At 73.4% G+C, this 15,108-nt stretch carries 12 protein-coding genes; 6 read left to right on the plus strand and 6 right to left on the minus strand.

The annotated features are described in order from the left end of the window. Nucleotides 1-61: 61 nt before the first annotated feature. From galT to ABEA15_RS23905, 4 genes are all read left to right on the plus strand, one after another. The gene (galT, locus tag ABEA15_RS23890; protein WP_345559243.1) at nt 62-1,207 is read left to right on the plus strand and encodes a galactose-1-phosphate uridylyltransferase; all 1,146 of its coding nucleotides are present in this window, start codon (nt 62-64) and stop codon (nt 1,205-1,207) included. Nucleotides 1,208-1,216: 9 nt separating this feature from the next. Beyond that, the gene (galE, locus tag ABEA15_RS23895; RefSeq protein WP_345559229.1) at nt 1,217-2,197 is read left to right on the plus strand and encodes a UDP-glucose 4-epimerase GalE; all 981 of its coding nucleotides are present in this window, start codon (nt 1,217-1,219) and stop codon (nt 2,195-2,197) included. 95 nt (nt 2,198-2,292) lie between these two features. Next, complete coding sequence (gene galK / locus ABEA15_RS23900; RefSeq protein WP_345559231.1) at nt 2,293-3,645, plus strand: galactokinase; 1,353 nt, start codon at nt 2,293-2,295, stop codon at nt 3,643-3,645. A gap of 384 nt (nt 3,646-4,029) precedes the next feature. Further along, complete coding sequence (locus tag ABEA15_RS23905; protein ID WP_425579441.1) at nt 4,030-5,235, plus strand: LCP family protein; 1,206 nt, start codon at nt 4,030-4,032, stop codon at nt 5,233-5,235. Between the two features lie 499 nt (nt 5,236-5,734). On the opposite strand, the gene ABEA15_RS23910 is transcribed toward ABEA15_RS23905, so the two are convergent. Both ABEA15_RS23910 and ABEA15_RS23915 read right to left on the minus strand, forming a co-directional pair. Further along, entirely contained in the window at nt 5,735-6,952 is a 1,218-nt protein-coding gene (locus ABEA15_RS23910; RefSeq protein ID WP_344144604.1) for an NADP-dependent isocitrate dehydrogenase, read from the minus strand. A 268-nt stretch (nt 6,953-7,220) separates the two neighbouring features. After that, the gene (locus tag ABEA15_RS23915; protein WP_345559235.1) at nt 7,221-7,595 is read right to left on the minus strand and encodes a DUF3017 domain-containing protein; all 375 of its coding nucleotides are present in this window, start codon (nt 7,593-7,595) and stop codon (nt 7,221-7,223) included. Between the two features lie 483 nt (nt 7,596-8,078). Here ABEA15_RS23915 and ABEA15_RS23920 point away from each other — a divergent pair, with 483 nt between their 5' ends. Further along, nucleotides 8,079-8,684 (plus strand): FHA domain-containing protein, encoded by a 606-nt coding sequence (locus ABEA15_RS23920; RefSeq protein ID WP_345559237.1) that lies wholly within the window; start codon nt 8,079-8,081, stop codon nt 8,682-8,684. A 125-nt stretch (nt 8,685-8,809) separates the two neighbouring features. Here the strand turns inward: ABEA15_RS23920 and ABEA15_RS23925 are convergent, their stop codons facing one another. From ABEA15_RS23925 to purN, 3 genes are all read right to left on the minus strand, one after another. After that, nucleotides 8,810-9,661, minus strand: a complete 852-nt coding sequence (locus tag ABEA15_RS23925; RefSeq protein WP_345559239.1) for a bifunctional methylenetetrahydrofolate dehydrogenase/methenyltetrahydrofolate cyclohydrolase — start codon at nt 9,659-9,661, stop codon at nt 8,810-8,812. Between the two features lie 65 nt (nt 9,662-9,726). After that, complete coding sequence (gene purH / locus ABEA15_RS23930; RefSeq protein WP_344144608.1) at nt 9,727-11,295, minus strand: bifunctional phosphoribosylaminoimidazolecarboxamide formyltransferase/IMP cyclohydrolase; 1,569 nt, start codon at nt 11,293-11,295, stop codon at nt 9,727-9,729. Further along, on the minus strand, nt 11,292-11,945 hold the full coding sequence (gene purN, locus ABEA15_RS23935; protein ID WP_344144646.1) for a phosphoribosylglycinamide formyltransferase: 654 nt from the start codon (nt 11,943-11,945) through the stop codon (nt 11,292-11,294). Before purN ends, purH begins: the two co-directional genes overlap by 4 nt. A 294-nt stretch (nt 11,946-12,239) precedes the next feature. Here purN and ABEA15_RS23940 point away from each other — a divergent pair, with 294 nt between their 5' ends. Next, nucleotides 12,240-12,653, plus strand: a complete 414-nt coding sequence (locus ABEA15_RS23940) for a DUF4190 domain-containing protein (protein WP_344144610.1) — start codon at nt 12,240-12,242, stop codon at nt 12,651-12,653. 52 nt (nt 12,654-12,705) lie between these two features. Here ABEA15_RS23940 and ABEA15_RS23945 read toward each other — a convergent pair whose 3' ends face one another. Next, nucleotides 12,706-14,352, minus strand: coding sequence for a cell division protein PerM (locus ABEA15_RS23945; protein ID WP_425579442.1), 1,647 nt, complete (start codon nt 14,350-14,352; stop codon nt 12,706-12,708). Nucleotides 14,353-15,108 lie beyond the last annotated feature (756 nt).

The following is a 15,108-nucleotide window of genomic DNA, read 5'->3' on the forward strand; positions in this document are numbered from 1 at the left end:
TTACCGGTCTACTGGCGTCGGCAGGCGCATGATCTAGACTGATCTTGTGCGAACTCGACAGATTTTTCGATCGACCGGCCGCCTCGCTGACGGACGCGAGATCATCTACTACGACGAGTCCCCCGACACCGGGCGGGCCGCCGTCGCCGACCGCAGGCCGCTGCCGCCGTTCTCCACCGGATCCCAGCTGCGCTACGACCCCCTGCTCGACGAGTGGGTGGCCCTGGCGGCGCACCGGCAGAACCGCACGTTCCTGCCGCCGCCCGACGAGTGCCCCCTCGACCCCACGCGGGGCGACCGGCTCAGCGAGATCCCGGCGGGCGACTACGACGTCGTCGTCTTCGAGAACCGCTTCCCGTCCCTGGCACCGGCGTCCGAGGAGCCGGGCGCCGCGGACGGCGACCCGGCGCTCGCGGCCCGCCCCGGAGCCGGCCGCTGCGAGGTCGTGTGCTTCACCTCCGACCACTCGGCCTCCTTCGGCGACCTCTCACCCGAGCGCGCACGCACCGTCATCGAGGCCTGGGCCGACCGGACCGAGGCGCTCGGCGCCCGCCCCGATGTCGCCCACGTCTACCCGTTCGAGAACCGCGGGATCGAGATCGGGGTGACCCTGCAGCACCCCCACGGCCAGATCTACGGCTATCCGTTCGTGCCCCCGCGCATCCGGGCCATGGCCGAGGCCGCCCGCAAGCACCGCGAGTCCACCGGCGCCAACCTCTTCGACTCCGTGGTCGCCGACGAGCGCAGCGCCCGCACCCGCGTCGTGGCCGAAGGCGAGCACTGGACCGCCTTCGTGCCCGCTGCGGCCCGCTGGCCCTACGAGGTCCGGCTGTTCCCGCTGCGGCGCGTGCCCACCCTCGCCCGGCTGGACGAGGCCCAGCGCGACGAGCTCGCCCGCATCTACCTCGACCTGCTGCGCGCCTTCGACGGCCTGTTCCCCCAGCCCGACGAGGGCACCGACCCGCCCACGCCCTACATCTCGGCCTGGCACCAGGCGCCCGTGGAGGCCGAGGGCACCCCCGACGCCGAGTTCGCGCTGCATCTGCAGTTGTTCACGCTGCGCCGAGCCCCTGGGAAACTGAAGTACCTCGCGGGGTCCGAGTCGGGCATGGCGGCGTGGATCAACGACGTCGCCCCCGAGGACGCCGCCGAGCGCATCCGCGCAGCGCTGCCCGCACGGGCGGCGGCGCGTCCCACCGAGAGCTAAGGAGCAGCCTTGAGAGTCCTGGTCACCGGAGGCGCCGGCTACATCGGCAGCGTCGTCGCCGCGCAACTGCTCGAGGCCGGACACGAGGTGTCGGTGCTCGACGACCTCTCCACCGGCCACCGCGAAGCCGTGCCCGAGAACTGCCGCTTCGTCGAGGGCGGCATCCGCGAACGCGCCTCCGAGGTCCTGGCCGACCACCGCATCGAGGCCGTCCTGCACTTCGCCGCACGCTCGGTGGTGCCCGAGTCGGTGTCCCACCCCGAGCGCTACTGGGACGGCAACGTCGGCTGCACGCTGGCCCTGCTGGACGCCATGCGCGTCCACGGCGTCGGACGGATCGTCTTCTCCTCCACCGCCGCCGTCTACGGCGAGCCCGAGTCCTCGCCGATCCCCGAGGACGCCGCGGTGCGCCCCGGCAACCCCTACGGCGCGACCAAGGCCGCCATCGACACCGCGCTGACCGAGTTCGCGCGCCTGCACGGTATCGGCGCCGTGAGCCTGCGCTACTTCAACGTGGCCGGCGCCTACGAGGGCCTGGGCGAGCGGCACGCCCCCGAGACGCACCTGATCCCGATCGTGCTGCAGGTGGCGCTGGGCCTGCGCGAGTCCGTCTCCGTCTACGGCGAGGACTACCCCACCGCCGACGGCACCTGCGTGCGCGACTACATCCACGTCGCCGACCTCGCCGAGGCCCACCTGCTCGCGCTGGCCTCCTGCCGGTCCGGCGAGCACCGCGTCTTCAACCTGGGCAACGGCACGGGCTTCACCGTGCGCCAGGTCATCGACGTCTGCCGCGAGGTCACCGGGCACCCGATCCCCGCGGTCGCCGCCGATCGCCGCCCGGGCGACCCGGCCGTCCTGGTCGCGTCCAGCCGGAGCGCGCAGCGCGACCTGGGCTGGACCCCGCGGCGGCCGGAGCTGCGCCGCATCGTCGCCGACGCCTGGGACTTCCACACCCGCACCCGGGCCGCCGAAACCGCGGCCGGCTGAGCCGCGCGACGGCGCCGGGCGGCGCCGACCCGTCAGACCAAGGCAGCGGACGCGGCCGGGTGCGGCGCCCGCTCAGTCAGCGAGGAGAAACAAGCGTGTTGGACCGCCTTCTCGCGCCGTTCCGGCGCGCAGACAGCCCCCGACCGGGTGCGGCCGAGTCCCCGGCCCCGCCCGCGGGGGCCTCCCCACAGCGGCAGGCGCAGGCCTCCGGCGGCGACGGCCCGCGGCAGGAGGCCGCCGCGGCGCAGGAGGCGGCCCGTGAGGACGCCGAGCGCCTCGTCGACACCGACGACGTCGCGGCGGCGTTCACCGAGGCCTACGGCCGCGAGCCCGTCGGCGTCTGGCGCGCGCCCGGCCGCGTCAACCTGATGGGCGAGCACACCGACTACAACGACGGCCTGGTGCTGCCGATCGCGCTGCCGTGGGGGGTCACCCTGGCGCTGGTGCCCACCGACGACGGCACGGCCGAGGTGCGCAGCGCCCAGCGGCCCGGCGAGCACGTCCGGTTCGACACCGCCGGCCTCGATCCCGAGGACCCCGTCAGCGGATGGGGCTCCTACGTCGCCGGCGTGTTCTGGGCGGCCCGCGAGGCCGGGCACCTGCCCGCCGAGGCCGGTGCGCGCATATTGATCGACTCCGACCTGCCGGTCGGCGCCTCGCTGTCCTCCTCCGCCGCGCTGGAGTGCGCGGTGCTGCTCGCGCTCGCCGATGCGCACGGGCTCGCGGACCTGGCCGCGGACCGGCCCGCGATGGCCGTCATCGCCCGCCGCGCCGAGAACTCCTACGTCGGCGCGCCCACCGGCATCCTGGACCAGAGCGCCTCGCTGCGCTGCACCGAGGGCCACGCCCTCAACCTGGACTGCCGCAGCGGCGCGGCCGGCAAGGTCCCCTTCGACCTGGAGAAGGCCGGGCTGCGGCTGCTGATCGTCGACACCCGCGTCGAGCACAACCTCAGCGACACCACCGGGGGCTACGCCGCCCGCTACGAGCAGTGCACCCGCGCGGCACGGGAACTGGGCGTCGAGGCGCTGCGCGACGTTGAGGACGTGGAGTGGGCGCTGGAGCGGCTGGACGATCCCGTCCTCAAGGACCGGGTGCGCCACGTCGTCACCGAGATCCACCGGGTCAACGCGGCGGTCGGCCTGATGCGCGCGGGCGCCCTGGGCGATCTGGGCGCGGTCTTCAACGCCTCGCACATCTCCATGCGCGACCAGTTCGAGATCTCCACCCCCGAACTGGATCTCGCGGTGGAGACCGCGGTGGCCGCCGGCGCCCGCGGTGCCCGGATGACCGGCGGGGGCTTCGGAGGCAGCGCCATCGCCCTGGTGCCCGAGGACCGCCTGGACCGGGTCGGCAAGGCCGTCACCGAGGCCTTCGCCGGGCACGGCTTCCAGGCCCCGGCCCTGCGCGCGGCCCTGCCGTCGCCGGGAGCCCGCCGCCTCCGCTGAGCCGGCCCCGAGATCCCGGCGGGCCGGGAGGCCGTGCGCGGCCCCCGGCCCGCCGGGGTGAGCGCACCGGTTCGCCGCGGCTCCGCCGCGCCGGAGGCGGGCCTCCCGCCGAGAGGGTCCGCCCCGCCCCGGCTGGGGCCGCGCTCGGCGGCCCAGCGTCGTACCCGGCGCCTTTGACCTCGCCCTTAACCCGCTGCGCCGATCGTGGGGAGGGCCCCGCGCTGCGGAGCCGCCCCTGCTGTCATACGAGGGCGCACCGGCGCGCGGTGCGGCGGGAGAACCGGAACGGTAACGGAGCGAACCTGGCTAGGCTGTGGCGAGTCCCAAGACAGCGAGGGGACGAACCAACCTCAACGGTGTATTCACAGATGGGCGACCAGAGTCATGGTTGACGGGCGACACGGGCGAGGGGGGGGCGACGCCGACCGAACGGGCATGTTCCGCCGCAGCCCCGACGGCGGGGCCGACGAGATCGAGAAGCTCTATCGCCCGCGCGGTTCCGAGCAGCGCTCGGCCGGACGCAGCGGACCGACGCGGCGGATGCCGCCGATCGACGACGACCCGCCGCGCCGGCCCCCGGGCGGCTCCGGCCGCGGACGCGGCTACGACGGCTCGGGCAGCGCGCGGCGCAGGCGCGAGCAGCGCCGCAGGCGCCGCCGCACGATCCTGGTGCTGCTGCTGGTGGTCCTGCTCGTGCTGCCGACGGTGTTCTACTTCTGGGCCGACTCCCGGCTGCAGCGCGTGGAGGCGCTCGGCTTCGAGGGCCAACTGGAGGACCAGCCGGGCGAGACCTACATGATCGTGGGCTCCGACAGCCGCGAGGGCCTCTCCGAGGAGCAGCAGCAGGAGTTCGGCACCGGCGACGCGGCCGGCAAGCGCACCGACACGATCATGGTCCTGTACGTGCCCGAGACGGGCAAGCCGAGCATCGTCAGCGTGCCGCGCGACTCCTACGTGAACATCCCCGGTGTCGGCGAGAACAAGATCAACGCCGCCTTCGCCGAGGCGCTCGGCGGCGGACCGACCCGGCTCGTGCAGACCTTCGAGCAGGCCAGCGGCGTGCGCATCGACCACTACGTCGAGATCGGGTTCTCCGGGTTCGTGGGGATCGTCGACGCCGTGGGCGGCGTCGAGATGTGCCCCGAAGAGGCCATGCAGGACCCCAAGGCCGACCTCGACATCGAGGCCGGCTGCCAGACGATGGACGGCAAGACCGCCCTGGGCTACGTGCGCACGCGCGCGACCGCGCGCGCCGACCTGGACCGCATCCAGCGCCAGCGCGAGTTCTTCAGCGCGCTGGTCTCCAAGGCGACCTCGCCCGGCACCCTGCTCAACCCGTTCCGGTCGGTGCCGCTGGTGACCGAGGGCACCGACACCTTCGTCGTCGACCAGGACGACCACCTGATCGACCTGGCGAGCATGGCGCTGGCGATGCGCGAGAACCCCGCGACCACGGCGGTGCCGGTCGGCTCGACGCCCACGATCGCGGGGGCGGGCTCGGTCGTGCTGTGGGACGAGGCGCGCTCGGCCGAGATGTTCGAGGCCATGCAGGCCGGTGAGCCCATTCCGGAAAGCGCCATGCAGGAGTAGGCCGCTGCGGGCCCCGTGCGACCGGCGGGGCCCCGGGACCCGCCCCGCCCTGCACGATCCCGGCAGGAGGCGCCTCCAGGCCGCGGGTAGGGCAGAGAAAAGGGCCCGTCGCCTGGCGACGGGCCCTTTCCCTGACGTTCCGCACCGCGCGCGCCTACCCCCCAGCGGGCGCACGGCCGGCACGTCGGCCTCGAATGTTTCGGAAGCTGCCCGCGGATTCATCCCGTGAGCAGACAACTCTAAGATAGGGCAATATTCGCGAAACACGCGAATCGCGGAAGAGTGGCGTATACCGCATTACCGGTAGCGATAACCGAGTGTGTCCGCCCGGCACCCCTGCGCCGACACCGCCGTTCGCCGACCGCACCGCGGCGGCCCGCGCCGGCCTGCCGCGTCCGCCCGCGCCTCCCGGCGCAGACGCCGGGCGGGTACACACGAAGGGCCGTCCCGCCCGCCGAGCGGCGGTCGGGACGGCCCTTCGACCGGTGCGGGGCGAAACTCAGGCCAGGCGCTTCTGCAGGTTCTCGTCGAGCACGGCGAGGAACTCCTCGGTGGTGAGGAAGCCCTGGTCGCCGCCGATGAGCAGCGCGAGGTCCTTGGTCATCTGCCCGCCCTCGACGGTGGAGACCACGACCTGCTCCAGGGTGTTGGCGAACTCCACGACCGCGGGGGTGTTGTCGAGCTTGCCGCGGTGCTCCAGGCCCCGGGTCCAGGCGAAGATCGAGGCGATGGGGTTGGTGGAGGTGGGCTTGCCCTCCTGGTGCTGGCGGAAGTGCCGGGTCACCGTACCGTGGGCGGCCTCGGCCTCCACGGTGCGGCCGTCGGCCGTGCGCAGCACCGAGGTCATCAGGCCCAGCGAGCCGAAGCCCTGCGCGACCGTGTCGGACTGCACGTCGCCGTCGTAGTTCTTGCAGGCCCAGACGTAGCCGCCCTCCCACTTCAGCGCGGCGGCGACCATGTCGTCGATCAGCCGGTGCTCGTAGGTCAGGCCGGCGGCCTCGAAGCGGTCCTTGAACTCGTTCTCGAAGATCTCGGCGAACACGTCCTTGAACATGCCGTCGTAGGCCTTGAGGATCGTGTTCTTGGTGGACATGTAGACCGGGTAGCCGCGGTCCAGCCCGTAGTTGAAGCTGGCGCGCGCGAAGTCCTCGATGGACTTGCGGTAGTTGTACATGCCCATGGCCACGCCGCCGCCCTCGGGGAACTTCGCGACCTCCAGCTCGATGGGCTCGCCGCCGTCCTCGGGGGTGTAGCTGATGGTGACCGTGCCGGGGCCGGGCACCTTGAAGTCGCTGGCCTTGTACTGGTCGCCGTGGGCGTGGCGGCCGATGATGATCGGCTTGGTCCAGCTGGGCACCAGCCGCGGCACGTTCTCGCAGACGATGGGCTCGCGGAACACGACACCGCCGAGGATGTTGCGGATCGTGCCGTTGGGCGAGCGCCACATCTTCTTGAGGCCGAACTCCTCGACGCGGGCCTCGTCGGGGGTGATCGTGGCGCACTTGACGCCGACCCCGTGCTCCCTGATGGCGTTGGCGGCGTCGACGGTGACCTGGTCGTCGGTGCGGTCGCGCTCCTCGATGCCCAGGTCGTAGTACTTCAGGTCGATGTCCAGGTACGGCAGGATGAGCCGGTCCTTGATGAAGGACCAGATGATGCGGGTCATCTCGTCGCCGTCGAGCTCCACTACCGGGTTGGCGACCTTGATCTTGGCCATGGGGTGGCTGTCCCTTCGTTTCGGCTAGCCGTCATGTGGCTGGAGGCCGCACCGGGGCATACCGGCCAGCCGCGGCGGGGGCGGCGCGGGGCCGCGCTCGACCGCGGGGAGGCCGGTGTGTCCGCGACACGCCTCATGAGCTCGCCGCCAGGCCGCCGGCCGCCCCGTGGCCGGGTTCCGGGTGGGAGACGACCCCACCGGTGGTCAGCGGGCGGCGGCCAAGTCGATCGAACGTTTGCGGTATCTCGATATCAAGCTTATTAGACGCCTACTGGGACAGTTGCGGCGCTACCCAGGCGAGCACGATCAGCAGCACCGCGAGCCCGGTCAGGGTGATGATGTCGACCCACCGGCTGCGCACCGCGAGCATCCCGAGCTTCTCCTGAGGCAGCAGGGTGCGAAACACCGCGGCCATCATCAGGGCGCCGGCGATCAGTGCGGGGCCGCGCTTGAAGTGGGCGGCGGCCACGATCACGATCCCCGCGGACATGGTGGACAGCACCAGGAAATAGGGCACCTGCGACAACCAGCCGGGTGCTTCGTCGCCGACTCCGGACTCCCGGCCCTCGGGAGCGGGATCGGGCTCCTCGTCTGGCCGGTGCGATTTGGCAGCTACCGCTTCCTCCACCGTGTTCTGGCTCACTGTCAACCCCACGCTAGCGCACGCTTCTCACCGGACCGCTCGGCGCCGGGAGGCGCCCCGGCCCGATCCGGCCGTGCGCGCCGGAACGGCCGCGGGCTCGCGCGGATCCGGCCCCGCAGCGCCGATCGTCCGCGCGCCCGGCCGCGCCGCCGGCCGAGGACGCCCACAGTTTAGTGACGCCCGCCGCCGCCCCGTGCACGGCGCGACGGAATCGGCCTCTCTTGTTTTGAATTCTTCCCGGCCCGATATCCGGACAACGCCGTAAACCTACCGCGATAGCTGTCTAACTCCCGAGTAAGAGCGTAGAACCAACAGCGCCCGGGTAACCCGTGAAGAGATGAGTGCCACGGCGAGCGAGGACCACCCCCTATGAACCCCACTCAGCCAGCTACGACCAGCCGACACAGCCAAGCAGCAAGGCACCCGTCCGCGCCCCGCCGTGCACTCCCTCATCGGCCGCGCCCCACACTGGGAGGAACAACCGTGGACGGGCCCTATATGCGGGTCGAGGAGAACGGGGACGTACAGCCGTTGAAATCCGAGGTCACCACGGTCGGACGCGGAGAGGGGGCCGACATCCGCCTCAGCGATCCCAGCGTGTCGCAACTGCACGCCGAGCTGGTGCGCCGCGGCCCCTACGTCTACGTGGTCGACCTCGGCCTTTCCCGCAACGGCACCCGGGTCAACGGCCGCCCCATAGCGCGCAGGGTCCTCGAAGAGGGCGATGTCCTGAGCTTCGGAAGCGCGCGCTGCAAGATCGGCGGCCTGCCCAGGGAGGAACTCAACCCCGATGTCGAGGTGCGCAGGGGAACCGCACCCGAACTCACCCGGAGGGAGCTCGACGTCCTTACGTCGCTCTGCCGCCCCGCTCTCTCCGACGAAGCCTTCGTCTCCCCCGCGACCGCCCGCGAGATCGCCGAGGACCTGGTCGTGACAGAAGCTGCCGTCAAGCAGCATCTCCTCCGCCTGTACCAGAAGTTCCGGGTCCCCGAGGGGGCCAACCGCCGCACCCGTCTGGCCAACGAGGTCGTCGCACTGGGCCTGGTGCGCCCGATGCCCGTCCTCGAGCGCGAACGCAAGGCCAGCTGATCCCGAGGGGCCCGCCGAACGGGCCGCCGCTGCGGCCCGCCGTCGTCCGGGCCCCTCGAACGGGCCGCCGCCGGAGCCCACCGGCCCCGGCGGTGCGGCACGCCCTCAAGCCGCCCCGCGGCCGGCTAGCCCGCCAGGCGCTCGGCGGCCTCCACCACGTTCACCAACAGCATCGCGCGGGTCATCGGACCCACGCCGCCCGGGTTGGGCGATACGCAGCCCGCCACCTCGCGCACGTCCTGCGCCACGTCGCCGCGCAGCCCGTCGTCCGTGCGGGTGACACCCACGTCCAGCACCGCCGCGCCGGGCTTGACCATGTCCCCGGTGATGATCCCGGGAACACCCGCACCGGCGACGACGATGTCGGCACGGCGCGTGTGCTCGGCCAAATCGCGTGTTCCGGTGTGGCACAGGGTCACCGTCGCGTTCTCGCTCCGGCGCGTCAGCAGCAGCCCCAGCGGCCGGCCCACGGTCACACCGCGGCCCACCACGACGACCTCGGCGCCCTTGAGCGGCACGTCGTAGCGCGTCAGCAGCTCGACGATCCCGCGCGGGGTGCACGGCAGCGGAGCCTCCTCCATCAGCACGAGCTTGCCCAGGTTGACCGGCTGGAGGCCGTCGGCGTCCTTGCCCGGGTCGATCATGCCCAGCACGCGGTTCTCGTCCAGCCCGCGCGGCAGCGGCAGCTGCACGATGTAGCCCGTGCAGGCGGGGTCGGCGTTGAGGTCGGCGACCACGCCCTCCACCTGCTGCTGGGTGGCCTCGGCGGGGAGGTCGCGGCGGATGCTTTCGATGCCGACCTCGGCGCAGTCGCGGTGCTTGCCGCCCACGTAGGAGCGGCTGCCGGGGTCGTCGCCGACCAGGACCGTGCCCAGCCCGGGCACGACCCCCTTGGCGCGCAGGGCGGCCACCCGGTCCACCAGCTCCGCCCGGATCGCCGCTGCGGTGGCCTTGCCGTCGAGAATCTCTGCGCTCATCTGCGTCTCGTCCCTTCCCTGGGTGCGTCCCCCGGGCGCGCCGGCTCGCGCCGCCCGCCCGATGATCAGTGGTAGAAGTGCCGGGTCCCGGTCGCGTACATCGTGATGCCCGCCGCCTCGGCCGCGGCCACCACGGCCTCGTCGCGCACCGAGCCGCCCGGCTGGACGACCGCCCGCACACCGGCCCCCGTCAGCACCTCCAGGCCGTCGGGGAAGGGGAAGAACGCGTCGCTGGCCGCCACGGAGCCGCTCACCCGGTCGCCGGCCCGCTCCACCGCAAGACGCGCGGCGTCGACGCGGTTCACCTGGCCCATGCCCACGCCCACGGTCGCGCGGTCGGCCGCCAGCAGGATCGCGTTGGACTTCACCGCGCGCGCCGCACGCCAGGCGAACGCCAGGTCGGCCAGCACCGCCGCGTCGGCCGCCGGCCCCGCCATCAGCTGCCAGGAGGCGGGGTCGTCGCCGGGCGCGTCGACCAGGTCGACCGACTGCCGCAGGCTGCCGCCGCTGATCGGGCGCTCCTCGGAGCGGGCCGCCCGGTCCGGCGGCGTGACGACCAGCAGCCGGATGTTCTTCTTGCGTGTAAGGATCTCGACCGCGCCGGGCTCGTACTCCGGAGCCACCAGCACCTCGGTGAAGATTTCGGCCACCTGCTCGGCCAGCGCCACGCTCACCGGCCGGTTGGTGGCGATGACCCCGCCGAACGCCGACGTCGGGTCGCAGGCGTGCGCCTTGCGATGGGCCTCGGCGATGTCGGCGCCCACCGCGATGCCGCAGGGGTTGGCGTGCTTGATGACCGCCGCGCACGGATCGGCGAAGTCGTGGGCGGCGCGCAGCGCGGCGTCGGCGTCGACGTAGTTGTTGTACGACATCTCCTTGCCGTGCAGCTGCTCGGCGCCCGCCAGCCCCGGCCCGCCGTCGCCCTCGCCCCGGTACAGCGCCGCCCGCTGGTGCGGGTTCTCGCCGTAGCGCAGGGTGGTGCAGCGGTAGCCCACGGAGGCGTAGAAGTCGGGCCAGCCGGTCTCGGCCGCGACCTCGTCGGGCGCGTAGGCCGTGGCGAACCAGCTGGAGACCGCGGCGTCGTAGGCGGCCGTGTGCGCGAACGCCTGCGCGGCCAGCCGCTTGCGCTGCTCCAGGTCGAAGCCGCCCGCCTGAACGGCCTCGATGACCTCGTCGTAGCGGGAGGGGTCGACTACCACCGCGACGGAGCTGTGGTTCTTACCGGCGGCGCGGATCATCGCCGGGCCGCCGATGTCGATCTTCTCGATGCACTCGCCGAGGGACGCGCCCGCCGACACCGTCTCCTGGAACGGGTAGAGGTTGGAGACCAGCAGGTCGAAGGTGCCGATGTCCAGCTCCTCCAGCGTCGCGCGGTGCGCGGCGTTGGACCGGTCGGCCAGCAGCCCCGCGTGCACCCGCGGATGCAGCGTCTTGACCCTGCCGTCCAGCACCTCGGGAAACCCGGTGACGTCCTCGACCGCTGTCACGGGCACGTCCACCTCGGCCAGCCGCGCCGCCGTGGAGCCGGTGGACACGATCTCCACCCCGGCCTCGGCGAGCCCGTAGGCCAGCTCTTCCAGTCCGGTCTTGTCGTAGACGCTGATCAAAGCGCGCCGAATGGCCTGCTGGCTCACCGGTTCTCCTCTGCGACGTATGCGGTTGACGGTGACTGCTGCGCGCCGGTGCCGCCCAGGCGCACGTGCCGGCCCGAAACGGTCCAGCCCTCGCGCGCCAGGCGGCCGACCACGTCGACGAGCATGCGCCGCTCGACCGCCTGGATGCGCTCGTGCAGCGACGCGGCGTCGTCCCCGGGCTCCACCCGCACGGCGGACTGCTCGATCACCGGGCCGGTGTCGACGCCGGAGTCGACGACGTGCACGGTGGCGCCGGTGATCTTGACGCCGTAGGCGAGGGCGTCGCGGACCGCGTGGGCGCCGGGGAAGGCCGGCAGCAGCGCCGGGTGGACGTTGACGACCGTGTGCCGCTCCAGCACCTCGGCGCCGAGAATGCGCATGAAGCCCGCCGAGACCACCAGGTCGGGCCGGCAGGCGTCCAGCCGCTCGCTGAGCGCGGCGTTCCAGTCGCCGCGGTCGCCGTAGTCGGCGAAGGGCACGGTGAAGGTGTCGACGCCCGCTTCGTGCGCCCGGACCAGGCCCACGGCCTCGCGGCGGTCCGCGCCCACCGCCACGATCGCGGCGCCGTAGGAGGGATCGGCCGCGGCGTCCAGCAATGCGGCCATGTTGCTTCCCGCGCCTGAGATGAGAACGACAACTCGCGCCGACAGAGTGCTTCCTCCTCATGGGGATACGGTGCGGGAGCGCCCCTGCCCGGGCTCGCCGCGCGTCGGCGGGTCCGCCCGGCCTGCGGGTATGCGGGCGTCCGCGAGCGGGCGCAGCACTCCGCAGACGGCAGCCGACGTATGCACGGCTCCCCCGCCCGCGCTGTCAGCCTATCTCGCCAGGTAGCGTCTACTCCACGGGACCCCGTCGGGGCGGGCGCCCGGTAGTGCACCGGCGCCGACCGAGGCCGGACCCGTCTGAGACCGACCGCCGCCAGGCACAGTCCGCGAGGAGCCTCTGTGAGCGATGACCAGCCCCAGCCGCGCAGCGACGGGCAGCAACCCACCGTCGAACGAGGCGGGCTGTGGGGACTCCTCCTCTCCGCGGCCGGGCTGGTCCTGCCGCCCTACGGCATCGTGCTCTCCGCGTTGGGCATCTTCCAGGGCCGGCGGGCGCGCCGCGCGGCCCGCGAGAAGAACGCGACGGCGCCGGGCGCGCTGCTGAGCATGGTCATGGGCTGGGTCGGCGTGACGCTCTCGGGGTTGATGATCATCGGATACGCGCTGGTCTGGGACCAGTACCAGGCCTACTCGGCCTGCTCCGCGCGGGCGCTGACCCACAGTTCCCAGGAGCAGTGCGACCAGGAGTTCCGCAAGGCGGTCTCGGAGAAGACCGGCGTCCCGATGGAGCAGCTTCCCGAGGTGGGGGCCTAGCCGACCGGTGTTCGAGGGGTCGCTGTACTACTGCGGCCAACGTGCCGGGACATCACACCCGGTCCGGGCCGCGGTGCCGGTCCGGGGCGCCGGGGCCGCGCGCCGCATCCCCGCCGGTGGTGTCACCGCCCTCCCGAGCGCCGGGCACCTCACCGCCGGCCTCGTAGGTGATCCCGTAGAAGTCCTCGCCGTCGTCCTCCTCCGCGGCGCGGCGGCGGGGCAGGCGCGGCCGGGGCAGCGCGGAAACAGCCGCACGCACGCGGCGGCGCCGCGGCACCGCCGACCGGTCCCCGTCCTGGTGCCGGGGCGCAGCGGTGCGGGCCGCTCCGGACCGGCGCTTGCGCTGGACGGCCTCGTCGCCGGCGGGCGCGGCTTCGGGCTCGGCCTCATCCGCATCGGCGGGCGCCGGCTCCGCGGCGTAGCGCCGGTAGTAGCGCCAGTTGGCCACCCAGGCGGTGATGGCCGCCGCGAGCCCGACCTCCAGCGCCGTGATCAGTCCGACCTGCCAGGCCGAGGGCCCCACGTCCGCCAGCCGTTCGGCGCCCAGCGGCCCGCCCGCAGCCACGGACAGGGCGGCGCACGCCAGCCCCGTGGTCACGCCGCAGACGAAGCCCCACAACGGGGCCGACTCGCTGACCACAGCGGGCGCGCTGCGCTGGGTCAGCACACCTCCCAGACCGCCGGCCGCGAACGGCACAGCCAGCGCAGCAAGCGACAGCACCGGCGCGGGCCCGTCGTCGGGCAGCGCCGCGAGCATGGGGAACACCGGCAGCGCGCCCACGGAGACACCGGTCGGCGCGACGATCGTGCCCGCGCCCACCGCGAACCCGGGGCCGACGGCGTAGGCCAGGCCGAATACGACGGCGTTGGGCACGTACAGCAGTTGGATGAGCAGCAGCAGTACGCCGCCGACCACGCCGGGCCCCAGGTCGCGGGTGGTGGAGACCGCGTCGCCGAAACCGGCGGCGAGCCCGACGACGAACAGCAGCGCGCCGGTGGCGAGCAGGGTCCCGGTGGCGCTGACCGTGCCCACCAGCAGCGACCGCGGGCGGTCGGGCATCAGCTCCAACAAGCGGCGCTTGGCGATGCCCTTGTCGCGCAGCAACTGGAACAGCACACCGGCGCCGCCGGCGACGAAGGCCAGGACGAACCCGGCGATGAGCGCCTGCACCATGCTGGGGCTGACCGCCTCGGTCTGGCCGATCAGCGCGAGCGTTCCCGCGATCGCCGCGTACGGCCCGGCGATGGCCAGCGCCGCCCGGAACAGGTGGCGAAGCCGCGGCAGCTCGCAGGTGCGCGCCAGCCGGCGGCCCGCGCGGTACAGCAGCAGGCCCGGTAGAACGACCAGGCCCAGCGGAAGCATCGCCACGTCGCCGCCGGGGATGGCGAACCCCACGTGGTGGCCCACCAGCCACGCCTGAACCGCCGTGACCAGCACCTCGCCGATGTCCTCGCCGAACGTGCCGTGCGGCGCGGCGACCCAGCCTGCGACGGTGAGAGTCATCAGCACGGCGAGCCCGATGCCGGCGGACGCGGCCGCCGCCAGTCCGCCGGCCGCGTAGAGGGGGCGGATCTGGTCGCCCGCGAAGAGGCCCCCGCCCGCGCCGCCGGAGCCGCCGCCCGTGCCGGAGGACCCGCGGCGGGGGCGGTCACCGCCGCGGTTCGGGGAAGGACGTGCGGGCGCGCTCACCCGACCCATGCTGCCAGCCCCGCCCCGATCCGCGCCCCTCCCCGCCGGGCGTGTCGCACCCCCGCACCCAGGGCGCGTGTGCTAGGAGTGCAACGACAGCTTGCGGGGCTGCTGTCGCGCACGGCAGGTAGCCGTGGGGACCCGCTCCAGCCTCGAACCTTGAGGATTACCCGACTTCCTCGCCCGGTTCGCCTACCGCTTCCTCGCGTGAAGTCCCGCGCCGCCGAGCCACCGCCTGCCTGTGCGGACTCCTCGGTGAACTCGAACGCAAAAGGCCGACCCCTGGCCGGGACGGTCGCCGAACGCGGACCCGAGCGCCTGCAGCGCGCCTGCTCACCGCCTACGCCCGGGACACCGACGGGCTGCGCGACTTCAACCACGCCATGGTCGCCGAGACCGTCGGCCCTCCCGGCCTCGTGCGAGCAGCGCCGGGCCCCATCGCAACGCCCCGCGCCGGCAGCGGCGCTTCGCGCCTCCGGGCGCGGGCGCGCTTCTGCGCGCCTGTCGCGAGCGGACCGGCCGTGCGCGGCCGAGGCCGCCGCCCCGGTCGGCGGGTGCCCGGGGAACGAGGAACGGGTCGGCCCCGCCACCGGTGGGGATGGCGGGGCCGACCCGTCTGCGGCGCGGTGGGCGCGCCGCCCTTCTCCGTCTACTCGGCGGCAGCGGGCGAGCCGGTCAGAACAGCTCGCGGGTCAGGCGCGCGGTTTCGCTGGGGGTTTTGCCGACCTTGACGCCGGCCGCCTCCAACGCCTCCTTCTTCGCCTG

The organism is Streptomonospora halophila (assembly GCF_039542725.1).
GTDB lineage: Bacteria > Actinomycetota > Actinomycetes > Streptosporangiales > Streptosporangiaceae > Streptomonospora > Streptomonospora halophila.

Bases quoted from the DNA above. Each gene is read 5' to 3' on its own strand.
- ABEA15_RS23905 (WP_425579441.1), top strand. From the start codon at position 4,030: ATGGTTGACGGGCGACACGGGCGAGGGGGGGGCGACGCCGACCGAACG.
- ABEA15_RS23910 (WP_344144604.1), bottom strand. From the start codon at position 6,952: ATGGCCAAGATCAAGGTCGCCAACCCGGTAGTGGAGCTCGACGGCGAC.
- ABEA15_RS23925 (WP_345559239.1), bottom strand. From the start codon at position 9,661: ATGAGCGCAGAGATTCTCGACGGCAAGGCCACCGCAGCGGCGATCCGG.
- ABEA15_RS23945 (WP_425579442.1), bottom strand. From the start codon at position 14,352: ATGGGTCGGGTGAGCGCGCCCGCACGTCCTTCCCCGAACCGCGGCGGT.